Source organism: Pseudomonas sp. GW822-FHT03F04 (genome assembly GCF_058801405.1).
Genome location: NZ_JBXANF010000007.1, coordinates 1 through 22970, shown reverse-complemented (window position 1 = coordinate 22970; position 22970 = coordinate 1). Strand labels below are relative to the sequence as shown.

Below are 22970 nucleotides of genomic sequence, written 5' to 3'. Positions count from 1 at the left end.
TGCTCCCACATTGATCTCGCAACGGTCAGGCAGCGCCTTTCAGCGGGCGCTGCGCGTCCATCGAAACCACCACATCATCGTTGATCAGCCGCGCCAGATACTGACCGTAACCGGTCTTGCTCATGCTGCCCGCGTGCACCAGCAACTGCGCGTCGTCGATCCAGCCCTTGTTATAGGCGATCTCTTCGAGGCAGGCGATTTTCAGACCCTGGCGTTTCTCGATGGCCTGCACAAAGTTGCCGGCCTCCATCAACGCATCGTGGGTCCCGGTGTCGAGCCAGGCCATGCCACGGCCCATCACCGACACATTCAACTTGCCGCGTTGCAGGTAGACGTTGTTGACGTCGGTAATCTCCAGCTCACCGCGCGGCGACGGCTTGATGTCGGCGGCAATCTGCAGCACTTCGTTGTCGTAGAAATACAGGCCGGTGACCGCGTAGTTGGACTTCGGATCGCTCGGTTTTTCGCAGATGCTCAGGGCCTTGCCGGCGGCATCGAATTCCACCACGCCAAAGCGCTCGGGATCGGCCACGTAGTAGCCGAACACCGTGGCGCCCTCGTCGCGAGACGCCGCTTGCAGCAAGGTTTCACCGAAACCGGCGCCGTAAAAAATGTTATCGCCGAGCACCAGGCAGACGTTGTCTTCACCGACGAATTCACGACCGATGATGAACGCCTGGGCGAGGCCGTCCGGGCTCGGTTGCACCGCGTAACTCAGGCTCAGGCCCAACTGGCTGCCGTCGCCGAGCATGCGCTGGAAGCCCGGCAGATCTTCCGGGGTGGAGATGATCAGGATCTCGCGGATTTCCGCCAGCATCAGCACCGACAGCGGGTAGTAGATCATCGGTTTGTCATACACCGGCAGCGACTGTTTCGAGACGCCCAGGGTGATCGGGTGCAGACGCGAACCGGCGCCGCCTGCCAGCAGAATTCCTTTGTACTTGGCCATGCTTTTTTCCTTTCAAGCAGTGAGATTTGAATGACTGTGTGTTCAGGCCACGAGGGCCTCGTTGCGTTGCTCGCCGAGACGTTCCAGCGCGTAGGCACCGGACATTACCCGGACCCACCAGGCGCGGTTGTCGAGGTACCAGTCGACGGTTTTCTTCATGCCGCTTTCGAAGGTTTCCTGCGGCGTCCAGCCCAGCGTCGCGTGGATTTTCCCGGCATCGACGGCGTAGCGTTTGTCGTGGCCCGGACGATCCTTGACGAAGGTGATCAGGTCGCGGAAGTGCGCGACGCCCGCCGGTTTTTCCGCCCCGCGCGCTTCGAGCAGATCGCACAGGGTTTGCACGACTTCAAGGTTGGTCTTCTCGTTGTGGCCGCCGATGTTGTAGGTCTGCCCGACCTCACCGCGCGTGACCACCGCATACAGGGCGCGGGCGTGATCCTCGACAAACAGCCAGTCGCGGATTTGCGCGCCATCGCCGTAAACCGGCAGCGGCTTGCCTTGCAGCGCATTGAGAATGACGTGAGGAATCAGTTTTTCCGGGAAGTGATAAGGCCCGTAATTGTTCGAGCAGTTACTCATTACCACCGGCAAGCCGTAGGTGCGATGCCAGGCGCGAACCAGATGATCGGAGCCGGCCTTGGTCGCCGAGTACGGCGAGCTTGGCGCATACGGCGTTCGCTCGGTGAACGCCGGATCTTCGGGTTCCAGGTCGCCATACACTTCATCGGTGGAAATGTGATGGAAACGGAACGCCGACTGACGCGCCGCGTCCAGCCGGTTCCAGTAACCACGTGCGGCTTCGAGCATCGTGTAAGTGCCGACGATGTTGGTTTCGATGAAGGCTTGCGGGCCATCGATCGAGCGGTCCACGTGGGACTCGGCGGCCAGGTGCATCACCGCATCCGGTTGCAGCCGTGCGAACAATTCGTCCAGCGCCGGCTTGTCGCAGATGTCCACCTGACAGAACCGATAACGCGGCGAGTCGGACACATCGGCCAGCGACTCGAGATTGCCGGCGTAGGTCAGTTTGTCGACGTTGATCACTTCACATTCGGTCTCTTCAATCAGAAACCGCACCACGGCCGAGCCAATGAAGCCCGCGCCCCCTGTCACTAAAATTTTCATCAGCGCCTCCCCTGGCAAAATGATGATTTAACGTCCTTCGATGCTGTGTGCAGGTCAGTTCAACAATGCCACCCAGTATTGCGACAGCCCTTGCTCGAGAATCAGCAGCGTCTGAATGCAGACGAAACTTTCATCGGTGGTCGCCGAGGTCGCATTGAGCGGGCCGAAACCACCGTCCTGCTTCTGATGGGAAGCGATCCAGTCTTTCGATTCCTGCAAATGCGTCGGCTGCGCGTCGAGCAGAAACATCGCCGCGATGGCCATGTAAGTCCCCACCAGGCTGACCGCTTTGCCCGGCCGGTAGTGGAACGAACCGTTGGCCAGTTGCAGGCTCTGCAGCCAGGCGACGGTCTGTTCGGCATCGACGATGCGTCGGTTGAGAATGAACAGCGTCGACACCACGCGGTACACCGAAAAGGCGTCCGGCGGATACCCGGGTTTGTTGGCGAAACCGCCGTCGGCCGAGCGGCAGCGCAAGGCAAACGCCATCACGCCCTGCTCGTCCGGCGCCTTGGCTTCCAGCGCATGCAGCGACAACACAGCCAGGTTGGTGTGCCAGATGTCCGAGCCGAAACCCGGCACATCGCCGAACCCGCCATCGGGGTTCTGGCACGCTTGCAGGTAACGCACGCAACCGCCGATATCGTTCGGCAACGCGCCCAGAACCCGCAGCGACAACACCGCGCAGTAGGTGGCGAACACATCGCTCAGGTGCCCCGGCTGCTCGGCAAATCCACCGTCGGTGTTCTGCGAGGCCCTGATGCAATCGATCAGGCTGGCCTTGTTTTCGATTTGCAGACCCAGGGCGTGCAAGTCCGAAATCACGTGCAATCCGGAAAACACCTGCCAGGTTTTGTCGGCACGAAAACCCAGCGGCGCAGTTTCGGCGGTCAGCCCGTAAGGGGTTTCATTCGACGCCCGGGCCTTGGCCAGCCACGCGAGATAACGCTGCAGATCGACATTGATGGTCGGCACGCCATTCGGGTGAATGCGCTGCACGTCGCCACCGCCATCAATCACTTGCAGCTCACGGTTTACCAACGCCGCATCGTCATGATGAGCAACGGCAGCGGCCGGTTCGATGGCCTGCAAGGCGTGGGCGGCGGCGAGCTGGGTTTTCAGGCTCTTCAAGTGCAACGGCAGGTACGTCAGGTTGCCGATGCTGAAGATCCCCGGCTGACGCGGCGGCGCCCAGAACTGCCGAATGAACGGCACGGTCGGGTCATCAGGTGTCGACCAGAAGTAGCCCTTGCCCATGAACAGTCCGCCATTGCGGGCGTCGTGAAACTCCAGCAAGGCTGCCGTCACCGAAGACCGGTCAGCTTCGCTCGCGCCGGACGGCAAGGCCTGAATGGCCTGCAACAGCAACGCCACGTCGTAGGCGGTTTTGATCGGGAATGGCGACTCGTGGTTCTTGTACGAGGTGTGCCAGTCGCAACGCACTTTGCCGTTGATGCCTACCCGGTCCCAGTACCCGCCGTAGGCCGGGTCGCGAAACAGTGACAGGGTTTGCAGCAGGAACGAACGGGCCAGGTTCGACAGCGCGTTGTCGTCCCGCACATCGGCCAGACGCGCCAGCACCAGGCTGACCTGAGCGCGTACGGCGCAGCGGGTCAGGGACACATCGACACAGGATGCACTGTCACTGCCGGCCACGCGACCGATCAGGTTTTCTGCGTGAATCTGCAAGTGCCCGACCAGCCCCAGACCCAACGGCTCGTTGCCGATGCGCGCCAGCAAGGCCGTGGCGCTGATGTCCAGATCGATCGAGGTCGCCAGCTCCAGCGGCGTCGACCAGTCGCTGCTGTACAGGCCGGCAACCGTGGAACGGGCGTAAAGTGCTTCGACCTTTTCCAGCATGCTGTGGATCACGGCATCGTTCGCCGCGTCCTGCGGCACTCGACGCTGATAGGCAATCAGCGCCTCCAATGCGTCCAGTTGCAGCGCCAGCGTTCGGCAACGCCCCGAACCATGCGGCGTCCAGTAGCGGTCAGCGAGCTCGTGAAAACCGGCGTTCGGCGCATCGTACAAACGCATCAACCCGTCGTGGGCAAAACGCAGTTGAACATCGTCACCGTGGTCGGCCTGGTAGAGCGTGGCCGCGACCTGATCCTGCAACTGCTTGTCAGTGGAAATCGCGACTTCGCCACTGGCATCGGTGACAGCAAAAAAACCGCCGTACTCAATGTCCTTGAGGCCTTGATCAAATACAAACTGCGGATGCAGCGGCATGGTAAATCCCTCTTCCTTGAGGTTAAGCGGCTTTGCTTTCAGTCAGCGACACAACGCTGCCCTGACACAATTCGATGATGCGCATGGCGGCACGGGCAGCACCTTCGCCGTCCGGCGCGGCCACTTGACGATGAGGCGCGTAGTAGGCGGAAGCGCGAGTGTCTTTCTCCAGTTCGCCCTGAATCAGCTCGACGATGGCATCGCGATCGTGACCCAGATGCGTCGGGAAACCGAGCAACTCCAGGCGGCGCAGCGCTTCGAGTTCGTGGTATTCGGATTTGGACGGCAACACGAACAGGGTCGGAATCTGCAGCGCGGCGATTTCCGTCACGGTGATCCAGCCCGGCGCCGAAATCAGCAGACTGGCTTCGCGCAGCAGGCCCATCCAGTCCGGGTAATACGGCACGCAAACCACGCCGTCCTGGGCCTGGATATCCTGACGGCCGAGCAACACCAGTTTCAGTTCCGGATTGCGTTCGCGCAGGACCTTGAAGCTGTCGAGGTAGGCGGCGAGCAGCGCGTCCTTGTTCTGCGCAAACATCGTGGTGCCGCTGATAGAGGCAACAACGAACGGCGCATCGCCCAGGTTCAATTGCTCGCGAACGTTCAAACCGCTCTGGACATTGATGTCGCGGATCATCGGCCCGACAAAATGCGCTTTGCCGCTGATCAGCGCTTCGGCGACCGGCGTGCCCTGATCAAGGGAAGGCACGTACGGCTTGTCGGTCAGCACCAGTTGGCTCTGATTGATCATCCAGTTGAACTGGCTGTGCAGCGCGGTACGGGCCCGGGCCATTTCCAGCGCATTGACTTCGAAACCACCGTCGGCCAGGTCGTGATCCTGGAGCTGGCAGAGTGTGAAGTCATAGCGCTCGGTCACGAACACCAGCGGCGTGCCACTGAAAATCGCGGCCAGGCAGGCAGCCATGTTGTAGTCAGACACCAGGGCGGTCGGCTTGTACTCGGCGATCAGGGCCAGGTAAGACAGAATCCGCTCACCGGACAAGAAGGTATTGGCGATATAACCGCCGATGTAATTATTCCAGTCGAGTTCCTTCGACAAGTTGCTCTTTTTCGAGTAATCGACCAAACGACCGGCAATATCCACCACTTCAACGCCGGACTTTTCGAACATCGGCGTAAAGGTGGGCTGCAAAGAAGCCAGCGCCACGGTCAATGGCATATCCGGACGTTGCTTTTTAATCGCCTGAGCGATCGAAAGCGCGCGCATGTTGTGGCCTGAACCGGTCGGATTGGGGGCAAATAAAATCATTCTTGAATCTCCATTAGTTGAACAACGCCATGAACCACAGTGTTTTCCAATACATCCCTTATCACCACTGAGTACGGCTTGATAACTGCACCGTCACCGATATTCAGTGGACCTACCAAGATGGCGCCCTCGCCAATTACGCAACGACTTCCAATGCACACAGGTGCCTCCTCCCAAGGCAGTGAGCGGAACGAATGATCATGAGTAGACGCAACAATCGTGACGCCTTCGGCCAGCTCGCTGAAGGCACCGATGGTCACGCCACCGGCCGCTTCGATAACCACGCCCGGCGCCAGTCGAGCGCCGGTGCCCAGTTCGATGCCGCCCAGTTGCGACATACCGCCCTGGCGGCTGCTGCGTCCGATCAGAATGCAGTCCCGGGCGATTTCCACCGAAGCCCCGCCGCGCAATTCGGCATCGATCAAGGCTTCGTCACTGATGTCCCAGGTCGCGGCGTCGGGGTTCAACGCCTTGAGCCGCGGCACCGACTGCGTCGACCGATCGAGCATCGACGGCAAGCCCTGGCGCGCCCGATCCCGGACTTTCGCCAGCACCGGCGCCGGGCTCGGCAGGCCGTCCTCGACCACCGTGCGCAGGGCAATGACTCGCGCCGGGCGGCCGACCACGATGGCATCGGCCGGTACATCAGCAGTCACCAGCGCTCCGGCAGCGATCACCGCTCCCGCGCCGATGGAAACGCCCGCGGTCACGGTGGCCTTGGCGCCCAGCCAGACATTGTCGGCAATGTGTACCGGTGATTGCGCAGTGCCCAGGCACCGTGCGCCAGTGGCCAGCATGCTGGACGCGCCGATGGAGGCGAACTGCAAATCACACTTGAATCCGATGAAACAATCATCGGCGACCTGAACGTTTTGCAGGCGGCTGCCAGCACGAATCCAGACATGCCGGCCCAATTCACTCGCGTTATTCACGGTCGTCGAAACTTCAATTACGTTTATGTCGTCCACAATCAAGCCTCATTCCATTGATGCCGGGCACATATAAATTCGAAAGGCGTGCGTATCCCGCAGATATAATTCTGCCGATGCACAAATAATAATTAACTGTTTATTTATGGCTTCTATTCAAAGCACGCACAACATTGCGTCTGCGCAACTTATTAACTGACCGGTTCATTCAATTGTCGTTATTCATTAACAACAGGTAGAAGTTCACGCTTGCGCCGATGGCCAAGTCAGTTTTATGTGAAGAAAAGCCGATTCAAGTCTGTCCGTGACTCTGGTGTAGCTCCATTAGGGTGGGATTGTCCTTTAGTACGAATGTTATAGTACAGACGATTTTGTTTTGCAATAGGTGCCCGGATGGTTATCTCGTTTTGGTCTAAAAATTTATTGAACTTTTATGGTGCGCGCTTGTATTAAAACCGTCATGTATGCACAGCATTGGTGCAAGTGGCCGGTTTCAGGGGGGATCCCTCCAGCGCTAACAGGCATCTGGAGGTCGAACCCAGACATTCCGACAGTGCTGACCAACGTTAGGGTGGCGACTCAAACTGCCTTTGGCCTGGAGCCGTCATGCCCGCACCTATCACCGTTCTGCGCGACACTCACCCGCTGCCAGTACTCGACGCCTGCAAATGGGAGAAGCTCGAGGGCGACCCGCACACCGTCAACCTCAACGCCTACACCAGCGAAGACGGCAGCAAGATCATGGGCACCTGGATCTGCACGCCAGGCAAGTGGCGCGTGGATTACGTGAAATGGGAGTACTGCCACTTCCAGGAGGGCTACTGCATCATCACCCCGGACGGCCTGGAGCCGATCCACCTGCGTGCCGGTGACATCTTCGTCGTCGAACCGGGCATGAAGGGCACCTGGGAAGTGGTCGAGACTGTGCGCAAATATTTCGTGTTCGCCTGATACAAAAAAGCCGGGAAACCACCCGACGTGATTTCCCGGCAATACAGACCTGTGACAAACACAGGCCTGACGACGATTACTGCGGCTTGCGATAGCTGTTGATGATCGCCGAGAAGTCCTTGCCACCTTCCCCGCGCTGACTCATTGCCTGATACAACTGTTGCGCCACAGCGCCCAGCACCACCGGCTGATGCGCCTGACGCGCCGCCTCGGTGGCCAGCCCCAGATCCTTGAGCATCAGCTCGGCGCCAAAGCCACCGGTGTAACCACGCGAGGCCGGCGCCGTTTCGACGATGCCCGGCCACGGGTTGTACATTTCCGAGCTCCAGCAACGGCCGGTCGAGCTGTTGATAATCCCAGCAAGCACGCCGGTGTCGATCCCCAGCGCATCGCCGAGGGCCATCGCCTCGCTGACGCCGACCATCGAAATAGCGAGCAACAGGTTGTTGCAGATCTTGGCGATCTGCCCGGTGCCGACTTCACCGCAATGCACGATGTTGCGGCCCATTTGCGCCAACACCGGTTGCAGAGTGGCGAATAGTTCCGGGGTGGCGCCGACCATGAAGGTCAACGTACCTGCGGTGGCGCCGCCGGTGCCGCCGGAAACTGGCGCATCGGCCATGGCCACGCCTTGTTTGGCAGCCGCCGCTGCCACGTCGCGAGCAGTCTGCGGATCGATGGTGCTGCAATCCACTGCCGGCACACCTTTGCCGATCCCGGCGAGCACACCGTCTTCACCGAGCCAGACGCTGCGCACATGCACGGCGGCAGGCAGCATGGTGATCACCAGTTCCGCGTCCTCTGCGGCTTCGCGAGCCGAGGCGCGGATGGCGCCGCCCAGTTGCTCGAGCTCCGCCAGCACGGTTTTGTTCAGGTCCACCAGGTTCAGCGAATGCCCGGCCTTGATCAGGTTGCGCGCCATCGGCGCGCCCATGTTGCCCAGACCGATAAATGCGATTTTCATGGCCATACCTCAGCGCAGGTTAATGGTGGTGTTCACGCCGTCGTTGACGCTGTCGTCATCGAACCAGCGCGCCGTGACCGTTTTGGTCTGGGTGTAGAACTGCACCACTTGCTTGCCGTACGGGCCGAGGTCGCCGAGTTTCGAACCGCGCGAACCGGTAAAGCTGAAGAACGGCACCGGCACTGGAATCGGGATGTTGATGCCGACCTGACCGACGTCGATTTCATTCTGGAATTTACGCGCCGCCGCGCCGCTCTGGGTGAACAGGCCTGTGCCGTTGCCGAACGGGTTGGCGTTGACCAGCGCAATGGCCTGATCGAGGGTGTCGACTTCCAGCACCACCAGTACCGGGCCGAAAATTTCCTGGGTGTAGATCTGCATATCGGTGGTCACCCCGGAGAACAGGGTCGGGCCGACGAAGTTGCCTTTCTCGTAGCCCGGCACGCTGATGTCGCGACCGTCCAGCTCGAGTTTGGCGCCTTCCTTGATACCGCTTTCGATCAGATCGAGAATCCGCGCCTTGGCCTTTTTCGAAATGACCGGACCGACATCGGTGCCCGGCTCGCTGCCGGCGTTGACCTTGAGTTTCTGCGCCAGCGCTTTCAGATCCGGCAACCATTGTTTGGCCGCCCCCACCAGTACCACCACCGAGGTGGCCATGCAACGCTGACCGGCCGCACCGAAACCGGCGCCGACCAGGGCATTGAGCGCTTGCTCGCGATTGGCGTCCGGCAGCACCACGGCGTGGTTCTTCGCGCCCATCATCGATTGCACGCGCTTGCCGTGCTTACCGGCCAGGTCATAAACGTGGGTGCCGACGGCGGTCGAACCGACGAACGAAATCGCCTTGATGTCCTTGTGGGTGCACAGGCCATCGACCACGTCCTTGCCACCGTGCACGACGTTGAGCACACCCGCCGGAACGCCGGCCTCAATCGCCAGTTCCACCAGCAGCATGGTCGACAGCGGATCCTGTTCGGACGGCTTGAGCACGAAGGTGTTGCCGCAGGCGATGGCCATCGGGAACATCCACAGCGGAATCATTGCCGGGAAGTTGAACGGCGTAATGCCGGCGCAGACGCCGATCGGCTGGCGCAGGGTGTAAGTGTCGACGCCGCCAGCAACGTTTTCGGCGAACTCGCCCATTTGCAGGCTGCCGATGGAGCACGCGTGCTCGACCACTTCCAGGCCACGGAAAATATCGCCTTCAGCATCGGCAATGGTCTTGCCCTGTTCGGCGCTCAGCACCACGGCGATGCGTTTGGAGTGTTCGCGGATCAACGCTTGCAGCTTGAGCATGATGCGCATGCGCGCGCCGATCGGGGTCAGCTTCCAGGTCTGGAAGGCGCGCTGGGCAGCACTGACGGCAGCGTCGACTTCAGCGGCGGTGGCGAACGGGACTTTGGCCAGCACCTGCTGGGTCGCCGGGTTGACGATGTCATGCCACTCGGCGGTCTGCGACTCGACCCACTCGCCGTCGATCAGCAGCTTGACCTTCTGGATCGTGGTTTCGTTGGGCGTAAGCGATGCGTTCATGCTGGTCTCCAGAACTTGTTTTTATCTTAGGAGCCAAGGCGAAGGGTTCGCCTTGAGATGAGGCGTGTGTCACGAATTGGTTGTCGGACTGTTTTTGGAGTATAGATGTGCAAACTTCTAATAAGAACGCACATATAAGCCCGTCCATCATGCAAAAAAACATCACATCTTTAGGCTCGCTGAACTGGGACGACCTCAAGTTTTTCCTCGAAGTCGCCCGTACCCGCAAGGCCAGCACTGCGGCCAAACGCCTGGCTGTGGATTACACAACGGTGTCGCGGCGAATCAGTTCGCTGGAGGCGGCGTTGGGCACATTGCTGTTCGAAAAGTCCCGCACCAGCGGTTTCGTGCTGACCGCCGAAGGCCAGCGTCTGCTGAGCTACGCCGAGTCGATCGAAAGCACACTGCACATGGCCTGCGAACAAGTGTCCGGCTCCGGTGTCGCACTTTCCGGGCATGTGCGGATGGGCTGCACCGAAGGTTTCGGCAGTTTCTTTATCACGCCGCAACTGAGCCACTTCGTCGACGCCTACCCGGCAATTTCGGTGGACATCCTGCCGCTGCCGCACTTCATCAGCCTGTCCAAACGCGAGGCCGACATCGTCATCGCCCTCGAACGCCCGGAACACGGGCCGTATGTGTGCTGCAAACTCTGCGACTACCGCTTGCAGCTCTACGCAACCCAGGAATACCTCGACAAACACCCGCCGATCCGCCGCCCCGCCGACCTGGGCAAGCATCAATTCATCAGTTACGTGGATGATCTGGCGTTCAGCTCGGAGCTGCTGTATCTGGCGAACGTGGTGCCCGGCGCCAGCGCCAATTTGCGCAGCACGAGCGTGATCGCACAATTCGTGGCGGCGCAGCAGGGGCGCTCGCTGGCGATTCTGCCGTGTTTCCTCGCAGCCCAGGACCCACGCCTGTTACCGGTGCTGCCGGAGGAAATCGACATCACCCGGCAGTTCTGGATGTACTGCCGGGAGGATCTGCGCAAGCTCAAGCGGATCACCCTGTTGTGGGATTACATCCGCGAAGTGACCGAGCGCAATCAGGCGCTGTTGATGGGGCAGACCCGGGAGATGCAGTTCGCCGATTAATCGGCGCTGACCACGATCGATACCCGGCGGTTTTCGGTGCGGCCGGCAACGGTGTCGTTGGAGGCCACCGGTTCGCGGCTGCCGAGGCCTTGCAGCTGGATATTCTCTTCCTTCATGCCGACCGTGGTCAGCACTTTACCGACGCTTTTCGCTCGGCGCAGCGACAGCTGCTGGTTGTAGCTTTCCTTGCCCGAGGCATCGGTGTGACCATCCACTCGCACCCGTTCGATGCCGACACCCAACAAGGCTTTGCCGATACGCTCGACGATTTCGGTACTTTGCTTGTTCAGGCTTTCGATGTCGCTGCCAAACAGCACTTTGCCCGACAGGCCGAATTCCCAGCCATCGTCGGTCAGCTCAAAGCCTTGCTGTTTGAGCACGGCAATCTGCGCTGGCGTCAGGCCTTTTTGCGGGGCGGTCTGGCATCCGGTCAGGGCCAACATGGCCATCAACATCAGTGTGGAAAACAGTCGAACGGAAAGTGAGAACACGGGCATTAGCTCCTGGTTTGAACGGGATCGACCGGGTGCTCCGACCCGGCCGTGAATTGGGCGCCACGCGACAGGCGCTTGGCTTGATACATGGCGGCGTCAGCCGCATCAAGCAAGGTGCCGGGCGTGGCGCCATGATCGGGGTAAACCGCAATGCCGATACTGAGCGAGGTCACCACACTGGTGTCGCCCGGCAATGCAATCGGGGTGTCCATGCTGGCGAGGATCTTGTCGGCAATGCGCTCGGCGTCTTCGGTCTTGTGCAACGGCGTCAGCAAAACGGCAAACTCATCGCCGCCCAGACGCGCCACCAGATCCTCTTCGCGTAACTGCGCCCGAATCCGGTTAGCCACCGCCACCAGCACCGCATCGCCGGCGGCATGACCGAAACTGTCGTTGATGCCCTTGAAACGGTCACTGTCGAGAAACAGCACCGCCATCCGCTCGTTGAGTTTGCTGGCGCTGCGTAGTGCGCGGATCAGACGGCCTTCGAAGAACGCGCGATTGGGCAATCCAGTGAGGCTGTCGTGGCTGGCCTGATGGGCGAGGGTTTCGTTCTCGCTTTGCAGGTGGGTCTGCCAGGACTCCAGCTCATCAAGAAGGGCATTGAAGTCATTACCGAGGTTGTCGAGTTCGGCGATTTTCGCCGGAGGTACGCGCCGGTCGAGCGCCCGCTCACTGCGGGCGGCGTGGGCGACTCCCGCCAGGCTGTGCAGCGGGCCGATGATCCCGCGCAACTGACGGCGCGCCAGATAGAGCGCCACCCAGGCGCTGATCGCGGTGCAGAGAATGATGCCCGCCAGACCGCTCAAAAGAAACTGCATCAAGCTGCCGCCGTGCCCCGTCAGCAGGATCCGGCCGATCTCGCGATCCTGATGCAGGATCGGCAGGCTGATCGGTTTTTCCAGAACGACCCGCGTTATCTGCATTTCCAGCCCGGAAAACAAGCCGTTCTCCGGACGCTGCCAACGCGCAAGCTCCTGGCCCTGGCTGTCCAGCACCTGCGCGTCCGCCACCTCTTCGGTCGAGGCGATCAACGCCAGCGCTTCCGTCGCGGCAGGCTTGTCGTTGAACACCACCGCCGCTTCCACGGTGTAACTGATCGAACGAGCGATCAGGTGCAGGTTGTGATCGGCATAGACCCGCAGCGCCAGCACACCGAGCAGGGTCAGGGACACACTGGCCATTCCCACGGCAACCAGCGCGACAATCAAATGCCCGCGACCGATGACCGAACCCAGGGTCGGACGCCCTGTGGATTTGTTGCGTCTCATGGGGCCGCCGGCTTGCGGCGCGACAACTGCAGCACGCTCGGATGAATGCGCACGCCGCTGCGGGCGACGGAGTCGAGATTGACCTCGAACGACACCTGCTCATCACCGACTCGCAGACAGAACAGACTGCCAACCGTGCACTGATCGCCGCCCTCACTGATGCTCAATACCGGGTGGCCAATCAGCGAAGCGAACAGTCGGCTGCGTTCATCGGCGGTGAGTTTGCCGATGTACACCGCATCGCACTCGCTGACGATAGACGGGTTGTCGGCCAGCAGGCGACGCACAGTGACAGGTCGGCCCGTGGCCTGGGTCGTGCCTTTCACCAGGTCGTCGGTGTATTCGGTGGGACCGACGATGCACAGGCGCAATTGTGCAGGTTCAACCGGCCAGCGGGCATAACTGAGAATGCCGAGGACCACCTGAGTAACGGATTTTGCCCGTTGCTCGGCCATACCCACCGGTGTTTGCGGCTGGGCAGCAGCCACACCCGTGAGCAAACAGAGCAGACCGGCAAGCAACACTTGCTTGCTGCCAACTACGCGCTCTGTCGCCCAGACAGCCAGCTTCATGCAGGGATTCTCTTGGATCGTAACGAGATGATGCCGCAACGATAGCACAGCGTTGGAACGCCAGCGATACAGCACCCTCTGACCGGCTGGTCAGATAACGCCGGGATCCGTCAGCATTTTCATTATCGAGGTCCCACGCCCTCCTCCAGTTCCAGCATCAGACCGCTCAAGCGCTTGACCTTGCGCTGCACCGCCTCTTCAAATACCCCGGCTCGCGGTTCGATCAAGGTGAACCAATGCTTGGCTCGGGTAATGCCGGTGTAGATCAGCTCTTTGGTCAACACCGGATTCAAGGCGTCCGGAAGGATCAGTGCGGTATGGGCAAACTCCGAGCCTTGCGACTTGTGCACCGTCATCGCGTACACGGTTTCCACATCATTGAGCCGGCTCGGCAACACGAACCGTACCCCGCCGCGCCCGTCGTTACGCGGGAACGCCACCCGAAGGACCGCTTCACCGACGTTCGGCCCATCACGCTCGGGCAGTTTGAGAGCAATGCCGATGTCACCGTTCATCAGCCCCAGGCCATAGTCATTGCGGGTCATCAGGACCGGACGACCTTCATACCATTGCTGGTCGCTGTCGATCAGCCGCGCCTTGAGCAGCGCGTCGGTGATGCGCTGGTTCAGCCCCTCGACACCCCACGGCCCTTTACGCACCGCGCACAGCAGCTGGAAGGTATCGAACGCCTGCAAGACCTCACGCGCCCAATCGAGCCAACCTGGATGCTCAAGGGGAGCTCCGGCAGGCGGACGCTGATTGCGCAGAACGCTCAGATAATGCCGATACCCGTGGGGGCCATCGCCATGCCCTTCCAGAACAAGCCGCTCCAACGCGTGGTCCTGCTCACCTTTAAGCGCCAGTGAATACACGTCGTCATGGCTTCGCCCTGCCAACAGTTGGCGAGCCTCATCCGGCAATTGCTGATTCACCCGACGCGCGAGCTGGCCGATGCCACTGCCCTCGCCGAAACGCCGCGAGTGACGCAACATCACCACTTGTTGCGCCAACGGGTGTGTACCGTCGATGTCCTCATGCAAACCGCTGTCCTGCAAGGACTCACCGCTCACGGACTCCAGCCATTGGCGGGTCTGCGGACTGTACCAACCCGCCTCGGCGTCGCGGCACAGATCCCCCAGCACCGCACCGGCCTCGACGGAGGCCAGTTGATCCTTGTCGCCCAGCAACACCAGACGAGCGTGCGACGGCAACGCATCAAGGAGGTTGGCCATCATTTCCAGATCGATCATGGACGCTTCGTCGACCACCAACACATCCAGCGGCAGACGGTTCCCGGCATGGTGACGGAAGTGTCGGGTGCCGGGACGGCTGCCGAGCAAACGGTGAACAGTCGTGACCTCGGAAGGAATCTTTTCCCGAACGGTGTCGGTGACTTTCAGCGATTGCACTTGCTGGCTGATGGATTCGGTCAACCGCGCAGCCGCCTTACCCGTGGGGGCGGCCAGGCGAATACGCAGAGGCTGACCGGCTTCGACCGCCGGGGCCTGAAGCAACGCCAGCAAACGCACCACCGTGGTGGTCTTGCCGGTGCCAGGCCCGCCCGTGACGATGCTGAAAGCACCTCGGGTCGCCAGCGCGCAGGCGAGTTTCTGCCAGTCGATCACGTCGGCGTTCTTTGTCGATCCGAACAACTCGTCCAGCCGCTGCGACAGATCGCCCGGCGTCGGCTCATGCTCCGCCAAGCGCTGACGCAGAGCAGTGTCGATGCGTCGCTCATAGGCCCAGTACCGCCGCAAGTACAGGCGTTTACCGGACAGCACCAGAGGACATTGCCGTGCAGACTCACTGTCATCGGCAGCCAGCGCCACCAGCGAACTGCCGGCCAGCACCTTGCACCAGTGCGCCCCTTCCAGGGTTTGAAGCAATTGCGATGGCAGCAACAACACACCCGATTGCACGTCCCCCTCCGGCGGCAGGGACAGGGCGAAGTCCGGGGCCTTGAGGGTTTCGAACAAATCCAGGCACACATGACCGTGGCCGAGTTGATGACTGGTCAACGCGGCGGCAAGTAATACCAACGGATCAACGTCAGGCGCCAACTCGTAAAGAAATGCCACGAATGCCTTGTCCAGCGCCCGCAGCCATCCACGCTCGACCCAGAGGTTCAGTAGCTGCAACAGGTCATGGGCTCGCGTCAGAGGGGTGAGCTGCGCGAGGCCGTCGGCATCCAGTGAAACCGGCGGAAAATCCGCGATGGTGCGGCTCATAGCAATTCTCCCTGTTCCCACGCGGGCTCGGCTTTCGGTTCCGGTTTGCCCTGGAACATCCGATCCAGACGCTCGATCAGCTCCCGCGGCGGCCGCACGAAATACACACCACCGCTGTCAGCACGAGAGCCCCGCAGGAACAGATACAGCGCACCGCCAACATGCCGGTCGTAATCGTAATCGGCGAGGCGGGCCTTGAGCTGACGATGCAGTGCCAGCAGATACAGCACGTATTGCAGGTCGTAACGGTTTTCCAGAATCGACTGTTCCATGGCCAGTTCGGTGTAGGCGGCGTCATCGACGCCCAGCCAGTTGGATTTGTAGTCCGCCACGTAGTAACGATCGTCATGTTCAAAGGTCAGGTCGATGAAGCCTTTGAACATGCCGTTGAGTTGCACCGCTTCGGCGGCAACCCGGGCAACGCCGTTGTGGGTGAACTTGCGGACCTGTTCGTCGAGTCTGACGACATCGACCTTGTGGCTGGCGAACCAGAACTCCATCTCGACCCGATACTGTTTCAATTGCTCCAACACGACCGGTGGTCGACCGGTGCCTGCGGGCATCGGTGATTTGAGCAGGTGCTGCAGCCAGTCGCTGAGGGTCGTGATCCAGCCTTCCCAGCCGCGTCGATTGCAACGCCGGGCGATCGCATCTTCCAGTGCCTCGCGAGAAACCGCGAACCCTTCATCGCCTGCCCATTCGAGCAGTCCATGGAGGAACGTCCCCGGATTCGGTCCTCGGGGGAAGCGGTGAATCTCGGCCCCTCCCGGAATGATCTCGCGAGGGGCATCGGGCTCAAGGCGCTCGTCGTCGAACAGTTTTTGCGCTTGCGGGCTATCCGGTGCTTCATCACTGCCCACGCTCAACACGTCACTGATGCGCAAGGCACTGTAAGAGGCGATCCACCAGTTTTCGCTGGCCTTGCGTTTGGGGATCAACGTGGCACTTGGGATCGCTTCGTTGCGTGGCGGCTGGTAGCGTTCGCTGGTTGCCAGTGGCATTTCAACGATGCTCAGCGCAGGGCAATGTTGCTGCAGATCGTCGAGCCAGCGAGCCAGACCGCTGGATTCACTCAATGACGCGCCACCACCCACCAGATAACCAAGTGCTGAAAGATGCAGGACCGAGCTGCTGTTATTGCCGCGCTTGAGGTCCGTCACGCCAAGCCAGCAGGCATGTTGTGCCCGGGTCAGAGCGACGTAGAGCAAACGCAGGTCCTCCGCCAGCCGCTCATTGTCGGCCAGGGCAATCAGCTCGGCATCAGGCTTGAGACTGACCTGAGCCTTGCCGGATGCATCGTGGTAATGCAACGGCAGCCGGCTGCCGTCCACGGGTTTGGCCGAGCAGATAAAAGGCAGAAACACCAACGGATACTCAAGCCCCTTGGACTTGTGGATCGTCACGACCTTGACCAGTTGCTCGTCGCTTTCAAGGCGCAGGATCTGCTCCTCACCCGCTTGACCGGACAGCGCAAGGTGCTCGGCCAAATGCCGGATCAGCGCCTGCTCGCCATCGAGTTCGGAGGCTGCCTGCTGCATCAGCTCCGACAGGTGCAACAGGTTAGTCAGCACCCGCTCACCATCACTGCGCGCGATCAAGGTTTGCGGCAGATGGAAGTCATGCAGAAAACGCCGCAACATCGGCAGCACGCCTTGTTTGCGCCAGATCTCGCGATAGGCTCGGAACTGCATGACGCGTGCTTCCCAGACCAGTTCGTCCTGATTCAGGCGCTCCAGCTCAGTCAACGGCAGGTTCAGCGTGGTGCAGGCCAGGGCTGCTTTCAACGATCGCTCGACATCCGGTTCGGCACAGGCCTTGAGCCAGGCCAGCAAGTCATGAGCCTCCTGGGCCGCAAAGACAGAATCCTTGTCCGACAGGTAAACACTGCGCACTCCTCGGGCGGCAAGCTCACCGCGTATCGCTTGGGCCTCTTTGCCGTCACGCACAAGAATTGCGATGTCCGCCGGTTGCACCCCGCGAAAATCCTTGCCGTCCTGCGCGAAACCAGCGCTGCCGGCTTGCCCGCCATTGAGCAGGGCAGTGATTTCACTGGCGCAGGCCGCGGCCAACTGTTGACGATAGACCGCACCGGAGACTGGTTGCTCGGTGGATAAATGCCAGATATTCAGCGCCGGCACGTCTTGCCCGGAAATCAGTAAATGTTCCTTGCGCCCCTGAGAATCCACGGGCTGAAACGGCACCGGGTTATCACCGTTTTTCTCTCGAAACAGAAACGCGCCGCGCCCCTGCTCACGAGACTCCGCGCGTTCGAATACCTGGTTCACCGCACGGACCATTCCGTGGCTGGAGCGGAAGTTTGTACCCAACGTATGTAGCCGCCCGGTGGTGGCTATTCGCGCGCGCAGGTAGGTGTAGATGTCTGCGCCACGGAAGGCATAGATCGCCTGCTTCGGGTCACCGATCAGGAACAGACCGGTCTCTGGATTGTTTTCCTCGATGCGATAGATGTTCTCGAAGATCCGGTACTGCACCGGATCCGTGTCCTGAAATTCGTCGATCAGGGCGACCGGAAACTGCTCGCGAATAAGCGTGGCGAGGCGCTCGCCGCCTTCGGATTGCAAGGCTGCGTCGAGTCGCAGCAGCATGTCGTCGAAACCCATTTCGGCACGTCGACGCTTTTCTTCTTCAAAGCGCTCTCCCACCCATTTGGCGGCGTGCTGCAGCACCGCGGCGTCGGGGGTTGGCAGCTCATCGAGGCTTGATTTGAGTGCCTGCATGGCGTCCAGTCCCGGATGGCTCGGTGGCTCGCCTTTCCAGGCCTCGGCCATGCCGTCAGGCGTGAGCCGGGTAAATCCGGTACCGATATCCAGTTGCTCCAGTGACTCGTCTTCAGCCCAGGCCTTGAGTTTCTCGAACCAGGGCTCGAAGTAGCGAGCCTGCATCTTGCGCCCGTCGACTGTCTTGCTGGCGACGCCCTGATGACAAATGGCGAGCAGCTCATCCGCCCACCGCTGCCAGGGCTTTTTCAATTCAACCAATGCTGCTCGACGTTCTTGCAGGCATTCTTCGATCAATTCGGCCGGAGATCTGCCTTCTGCTCCATTACGTTCAGTACCGAAGAGAGCACGTACGCGAGGCAACAAAGCGGCCGGACCGCCCCAGTGACTGCGAACCCAATTCAGTACATCCCCCTGCATCGGATAGCAGAACAGGCGCCAGTAATCGCGGAGCACTTCGCCCAACAGATCGCTGTGATCGGTTTCGAGGGTCTGGGTAAACAGACTACCGCTGTCGAATGCGTGTTCGCGCAGCATTCGCTGACACCAGCTGTGGATCGTCGAGACGGCAGCCTCGTCCATCCATTGCGCGGCGATGTCCAGACGATTGGCGCAACCGGGCCATTGCTGAGGGTCGAACTGCGCGCGCAACTCATCGATCAACGTATCTGGAGGCGGTGTCTCGTCACGGAAGAAGCGTGCGGCCTCAGCCAAACGTGTGCGAATACGTTCGCGCAACTCCTTGGTCGCTGCGTCGGTGAATGTCACCACCAAAATCTGCGGTGGCAGCAGCTCGCGACCGAAGCCACTCGTGTCACCACCGTGGCCAAGGATCAGGCGCAGATACAACGCGGAGATTGTAAATGTCTTGCCAGTACCCGCGCTGGCCTCGATCAGTTGACTGCCCTTTAACGGAAACGCCAAGGCAAGAGGCTGCTTTGCGCTCATGAACGTTCCCCCGCGCTGGCCAAGGATTGCCAAGGGGCTTCGAGCACTGGGCGGTATAAAGCGTTGCACCAATCGGGGAATGTCTCTTCGGCCAACAATTCATCGTAATCCGGGAATTGACGGGCCAATGCGGGACTTTCGCGTCGCTCACCTTCGCTGGTCTGGCCATCACCTTCATAGGCTTTGCGGGCAGCGGCTTCAGCTTTCAGCGGGTCATTCTGGCCCAGCCATGCAAAAGCGGTTTTCACCGCAACCGGGAGCGGTTGACGCATTCCTGACTGCCAGGCGAGCAGCAGGTCTTCGAGTATTCTCCAGGCCCGGCCCTGCTCCATCGGTTCAAGCAAAAGGGTGTCGTCACTGGCGACCAGCGCCGTAGTCAGAGAAAGCCCACTCGCACAAGCGACCAGATGATTGACCCATGGTTTGGTCAGACGGTGCCATTTGCGGTTCTTGATCGAACCGATGCTGTTGGGGATCGTCGTCACCGACAGCACACCGCCATCGGCGCGTTGATGCAGACCTCCAAGCCATCCTTCCAGGCGTAATCCCTGACATTCATGATTGATCGGGATCGCGCTGGTCAACGGAGTCGGCCAAAGCGTCAGTAGCTGCTGATAGCGTTGCAGCAAATCAGGAAGCGGTTCGATCAACTCTCGCTGCAGGCACTCACCAAATCCCGCCATGGGCAGCAGCCCGCTGTTTTGCAGGCGCCGAGCCTGAGCCTCAAGCGCCTGATCAACACTCTCCGGATGTCTCAGGGCCGCTTCGAGCAAACTGTCGCTGAGGGTATATCGCTGCAACGCATCCAGGACAAAGGGTTCTTCATCGGCTTGAGGTACTTGTGCCGCTTCAAAGTAAACCTTCAATCGCTGAGTGAAAAAGTGTCGCACCGGATTGCGCAGGAAATCCTGCAGCAGTGCGAGACTCAACGGCTCCTCCTGGACATGGGGTTCAAGTATTCCTTTCACATCAACAGGCTCATGACGTAGATGCAGCATCTGCCATTCGCTGGCGTAGCTGAACAGCTCATTTCCCTCATGGAAGTAACGTGAACTGAATGGCTGCAGCGGATGTTCCTGAGTCATGGCATGCAAAAGATCCGCACTGTCGTCAGTCGTGCACCAACCGTTGGCGATATGATCGCGCAACTGACCGATCAGCACCGAGGGTGGCCGCTCACTGTTGTCACGAATACTGCGTCCAACCCAACTGATGTAGAGCTGATGACGCGCAGACAACAGTGCTTCTAGCAACAAATAGCGATCATCTTCACGGCGGGAGCGATCTCCCGGCCGGTAATCGCTGCCCATGAGGTCGAAGTCCAGCGGTGGTTGTGCCCGGGGATAATCGCCATCGTTCATGCCCAGAAGGCAAACCAGCTTGAATGGAATTGCCCGCATCGGCATCAGGGTACAGAAGTTCACCGCTCCGGCCAGAAAGCGTTGAGAAAGGCGCCCCTGATCCAGTCCAGCCAGCCAGGCCTCGCGAACAACGGTCAGCGGCAACTCGTCTTCCAGTCCGACAGACTCGCAGGTCTCCAGCCATGTTTCGCGCAGCTCTTCAAGCTGGGTCAGCAAGTAGTCGTCATGCTCATTGCTCGCTTTGAAAAACACCTGCATCAGTACCTGTAACCGGCTCCCCCACTCTTGAGGTTTCGCAGGCTTCAGCAATTGCTGGTGCGAGTACTCCAAGGCATCCAGCAAGGCGACCAGAGGACCGATCAATGCGGCATCGAGACCGCCAATTTCATCGTAGGGCTCAATACCCGCGCAGGCACTTGAGTCGCCAACCGCATACCCGAGGAGCATCCGCCTCAGGCCGAAACGCCAGCTGTTCTGCTCCAGTTCATTTGGCAATCCCAGTCCGGCGCGCTGATCAGCGTCCATCCCCCAACGCACACCGGCGCCTTCGATCCAGCGATGCAGAGTCGGCAAGTCCCGCTCCTCCACTCCGAACCGTGCGCGTAACGCTGGAACATCGAGCAAGTCGAGGATTTCGCTGACGGGGAAACGACTGTCTGGCAGTTTGAGCAGATGTTCGACAGCGATCAGTAATGGATCGCGACCGCGTTGCCCCTGGTCTGCCAGTGTGAAAGGAATGAACCGTGGATCATGACGATCCAGCTGCCCGAACACCGCACGGACATGCGGTGCATAGCTGTCGATATCAGGCACCATCACGATTACATCGCGCGGGCGCAGTTCGGGATTGGCGCTGAAGCGGGCCAGAAGCTGATCGTGGAGAATCTCCACTTCACGCTGGGCACTATGGGCAATGTGGAATCGAATCGACTGGTCGTGCTTCAGATCGACGTCGGGCCAGAGCTCACGCGTCTCGTCGAGTGGGCGCAGCTCCAGAATGTCATCCTGCAGTTGATTGAGCATATTTTGCGGGACTGTTTCGCTGAACAGATCGATACGACCATTGCGAAATGCCGCGCGATAGCTGCCGGGGTCGTCATAGCTGTCGAGCAGATTGATGTAGTCACGACCTTGCTTGCCCCAGGCAGCCAGTAGCGGGTGGGCATGTTGATGCAGTGATTCCGAATCCAGAACCACGGGCATACCGTTCTTGCGAGCCTGACGTTTGTATTGATGGCGCAACAGATCCTTGTCGGCAACGATATCGGCCCAATGATAACGGCAAGGGTTGTGGACACAGAGCAGGACCTGGCTGAAACGGGCCAGCCCTGCCAATGCTTCGAGTACTTGCGCAGGCAGTGAGGAAATTCCGAAAACGATTACTCGTGAAGGCAAACCTGTCGGTGCTTTTTCAAGGTTGTTGATGCACTCGATGAATCGCTGGTGCACGCCCGCACGGCTTTGAGCCATACCTTGTTCACCGACATCCTCAAGCAATGCACGCCATAGCTCCGCCTGCCAGCAACTGGTGATGGGCAGCGGTTTTATTTCACCTCTGACATTTCGTAGTTGATGACGCCCCTCGGCCCAATCCTCAAGCCAGTCGGCACGGTACACCTGATACTGATCGAATAGATCAGCCAGACGCTCGGACAGCTGGTAGCGCTTGCGTAAGTCGGTGTCATGGGTCAGAAATCGTTGCAGCGGTTCGAAATGCGGCAGGTCGATGACCTGCGGCAACAAGCGCATCAGCCGCCAGGTCAGAGGTGCCTTGTCGAGCAGGGACTTTGCCGGGATCTCATCTCGCCCCAGGACCATGCGGTAAAGCTGCCACATGAAACTGCCCGGCAACTGCACATCAATTGCGGCGGCAATACCGCAGCCGCCAAGGTCATCCTCTTCAGGATCCTCGGCTAATGCCAGCTTGAGCCATTGAGCGATGCCGTTGCTCTGCACGAGCGCAATTTCGTTCTCCAGAGGAGCCAGCGGATAGCGCCGCATTATGCTGATCACAAGGCTGCGCAGTTCGTCCAGGCTGTTGCTCTGAACCACCATGAATGCAGCGTTGAGGGACTGAGTGTCCGGCATGAAGGCTTCCTTGGAAAAGTACAAAAGCTAGGGCTGAACCTTAGCATTGTCGGCAGGCGAGGACAGCCGCAGGGCGTCCGAGAATGTCGTACGAACTTTCCTGCGGGCAAAACAAAACCCCAACTGCTTTCGCAATTGGGGTTTCGGAATTTAATCTTGACGATGACCTACTCTCACATGGGGAAACCCCACACTACCATCGGCGATGCATCGT

General features: G+C 60.0%; 15 protein-coding genes. 2 read left to right on the top strand and 13 right to left on the bottom strand.

The window, feature by feature from the left end; genetic code table 11:
* Window positions 1–25: 25 nt before the first annotated feature.
* The 5 genes from rfbA to AC1RMX_RS17350 are packed head-to-tail and all read right to left on the bottom strand — an operon-like array spanning window position 26 to window position 6511.
* Window positions 26–949, bottom strand: a complete 924-nt coding sequence (gene rfbA / locus AC1RMX_RS17370) for a glucose-1-phosphate thymidylyltransferase RfbA (RefSeq protein WP_085734075.1) — start codon at window positions 947–949, stop codon at window positions 26–28.
* 42 nt (window positions 950–991) lie between these two features.
* Window positions 992–2074, bottom strand: a complete 1083-nt coding sequence (gene rfbB / locus AC1RMX_RS17365) for a dTDP-glucose 4,6-dehydratase (RefSeq protein ID WP_493072603.1) — start codon at window positions 2072–2074, stop codon at window positions 992–994.
* Between the two features lie 54 nt (window positions 2075–2128).
* Entirely contained in the window at window positions 2129–4306 is a 2178-nt protein-coding gene (locus AC1RMX_RS17360) for a prenyltransferase/squalene oxidase repeat-containing protein (protein WP_096818699.1), read from the bottom strand.
* A gap of 22 nt (window positions 4307–4328) precedes the next feature.
* Window positions 4329–5537, bottom strand: a complete 1209-nt coding sequence (locus AC1RMX_RS17355) for a glycosyltransferase family 28 protein (RefSeq protein ID WP_493072602.1) — start codon at window positions 5535–5537, stop codon at window positions 4329–4331.
* A gap of 38 nt (window positions 5538–5575) precedes the next feature.
* Window positions 5576–6511 carry an acyltransferase gene (locus tag AC1RMX_RS17350; RefSeq protein WP_493072601.1) on the bottom strand — a complete coding sequence of 312 codons (936 nt, stop codon included), beginning with the start codon at window positions 6509–6511 and terminating at the stop codon, window positions 5576–5578.
* A gap of 603 nt (window positions 6512–7114) precedes the next feature.
* Here AC1RMX_RS17350 and AC1RMX_RS17345 point away from each other — a divergent pair.
* Complete coding sequence (locus AC1RMX_RS17345; RefSeq protein WP_096818693.1) at window positions 7115–7459, top strand: cupin domain-containing protein; 345 nt, start codon at window positions 7115–7117, stop codon at window positions 7457–7459.
* Window positions 7460–7535: 76 nt separating this feature from the next.
* Here AC1RMX_RS17345 and mmsB read toward each other — a convergent pair whose 3' ends face one another.
* Together mmsB and AC1RMX_RS17335 are read right to left on the bottom strand one after the other, a co-directional pair.
* Window positions 7536–8423 carry a 3-hydroxyisobutyrate dehydrogenase gene (gene mmsB, locus AC1RMX_RS17340; protein WP_493072600.1) on the bottom strand — a complete coding sequence of 296 codons (888 nt, stop codon included), beginning with the start codon at window positions 8421–8423 and terminating at the stop codon, window positions 7536–7538.
* A gap of 9 nt (window positions 8424–8432) precedes the next feature.
* Window positions 8433–9959 (bottom strand): CoA-acylating methylmalonate-semialdehyde dehydrogenase, encoded by a 1527-nt coding sequence (locus tag AC1RMX_RS17335; protein WP_493065213.1) that lies wholly within the window; start codon window positions 9957–9959, stop codon window positions 8433–8435.
* A 149-nt stretch (window positions 9960–10108) separates the two neighbouring features.
* Between AC1RMX_RS17335 and AC1RMX_RS17330 the strand changes: the two genes are divergently transcribed.
* Window positions 10109–11056 (top strand): LysR family transcriptional regulator, encoded by a 948-nt coding sequence (locus tag AC1RMX_RS17330; protein WP_114881330.1) that lies wholly within the window; start codon window positions 10109–10111, stop codon window positions 11054–11056.
* Here the strand turns inward: AC1RMX_RS17330 and yfiB are convergent.
* From yfiB to recC, 6 genes are all read right to left on the bottom strand, one after another.
* A complete protein-coding gene (gene yfiB / locus AC1RMX_RS17325) occupies window positions 11053–11553 on the bottom strand; it encodes an outer membrane lipoprotein YfiB (protein ID WP_176504814.1) in 501 nt (166 codons plus the stop codon). The two genes, AC1RMX_RS17330 and yfiB, sit on opposite strands and share 4 nt — an antisense overlap.
* Window positions 11553–12821 (bottom strand): diguanylate cyclase DgcN/YfiN, encoded by a 1269-nt coding sequence (dgcN, locus tag AC1RMX_RS17320; RefSeq protein ID WP_096818682.1) that lies wholly within the window; start codon window positions 12819–12821, stop codon window positions 11553–11555. The genes yfiB and dgcN overlap by 1 nt, the downstream gene beginning before the upstream one ends.
* Window positions 12818–13393, bottom strand: coding sequence for a regulatory sequestration protein YfiR (gene yfiR, locus AC1RMX_RS17315; protein WP_096818680.1), 576 nt, complete (start codon window positions 13391–13393; stop codon window positions 12818–12820). Before yfiR ends, dgcN begins: the two co-directional genes overlap by 4 nt.
* 122 nt (window positions 13394–13515) lie before the next feature.
* Window positions 13516–15621: an exodeoxyribonuclease V subunit alpha gene (gene recD, locus AC1RMX_RS17310; RefSeq protein WP_493072599.1), complete on the bottom strand. Its 2106-nt coding sequence runs from the start codon at window positions 15619–15621 to the stop codon at window positions 13516–13518.
* Window positions 15618–19307 (bottom strand): exodeoxyribonuclease V subunit beta, encoded by a 3690-nt coding sequence (gene recB, locus AC1RMX_RS17305; protein WP_493072598.1) that lies wholly within the window; start codon window positions 19305–19307, stop codon window positions 15618–15620. Before recB ends, recD begins: the two co-directional genes overlap by 4 nt.
* The gene (gene recC / locus AC1RMX_RS17300) at window positions 19304–22756 is read right to left on the bottom strand and encodes an exodeoxyribonuclease V subunit gamma (protein WP_493072597.1); all 3453 of its coding nucleotides are present in this window, start codon (window positions 22754–22756) and stop codon (window positions 19304–19306) included. The genes recB and recC overlap by 4 nt, the downstream gene beginning before the upstream one ends.
* Between the last annotated feature and the right edge of the window lie 214 nt (window positions 22757–22970).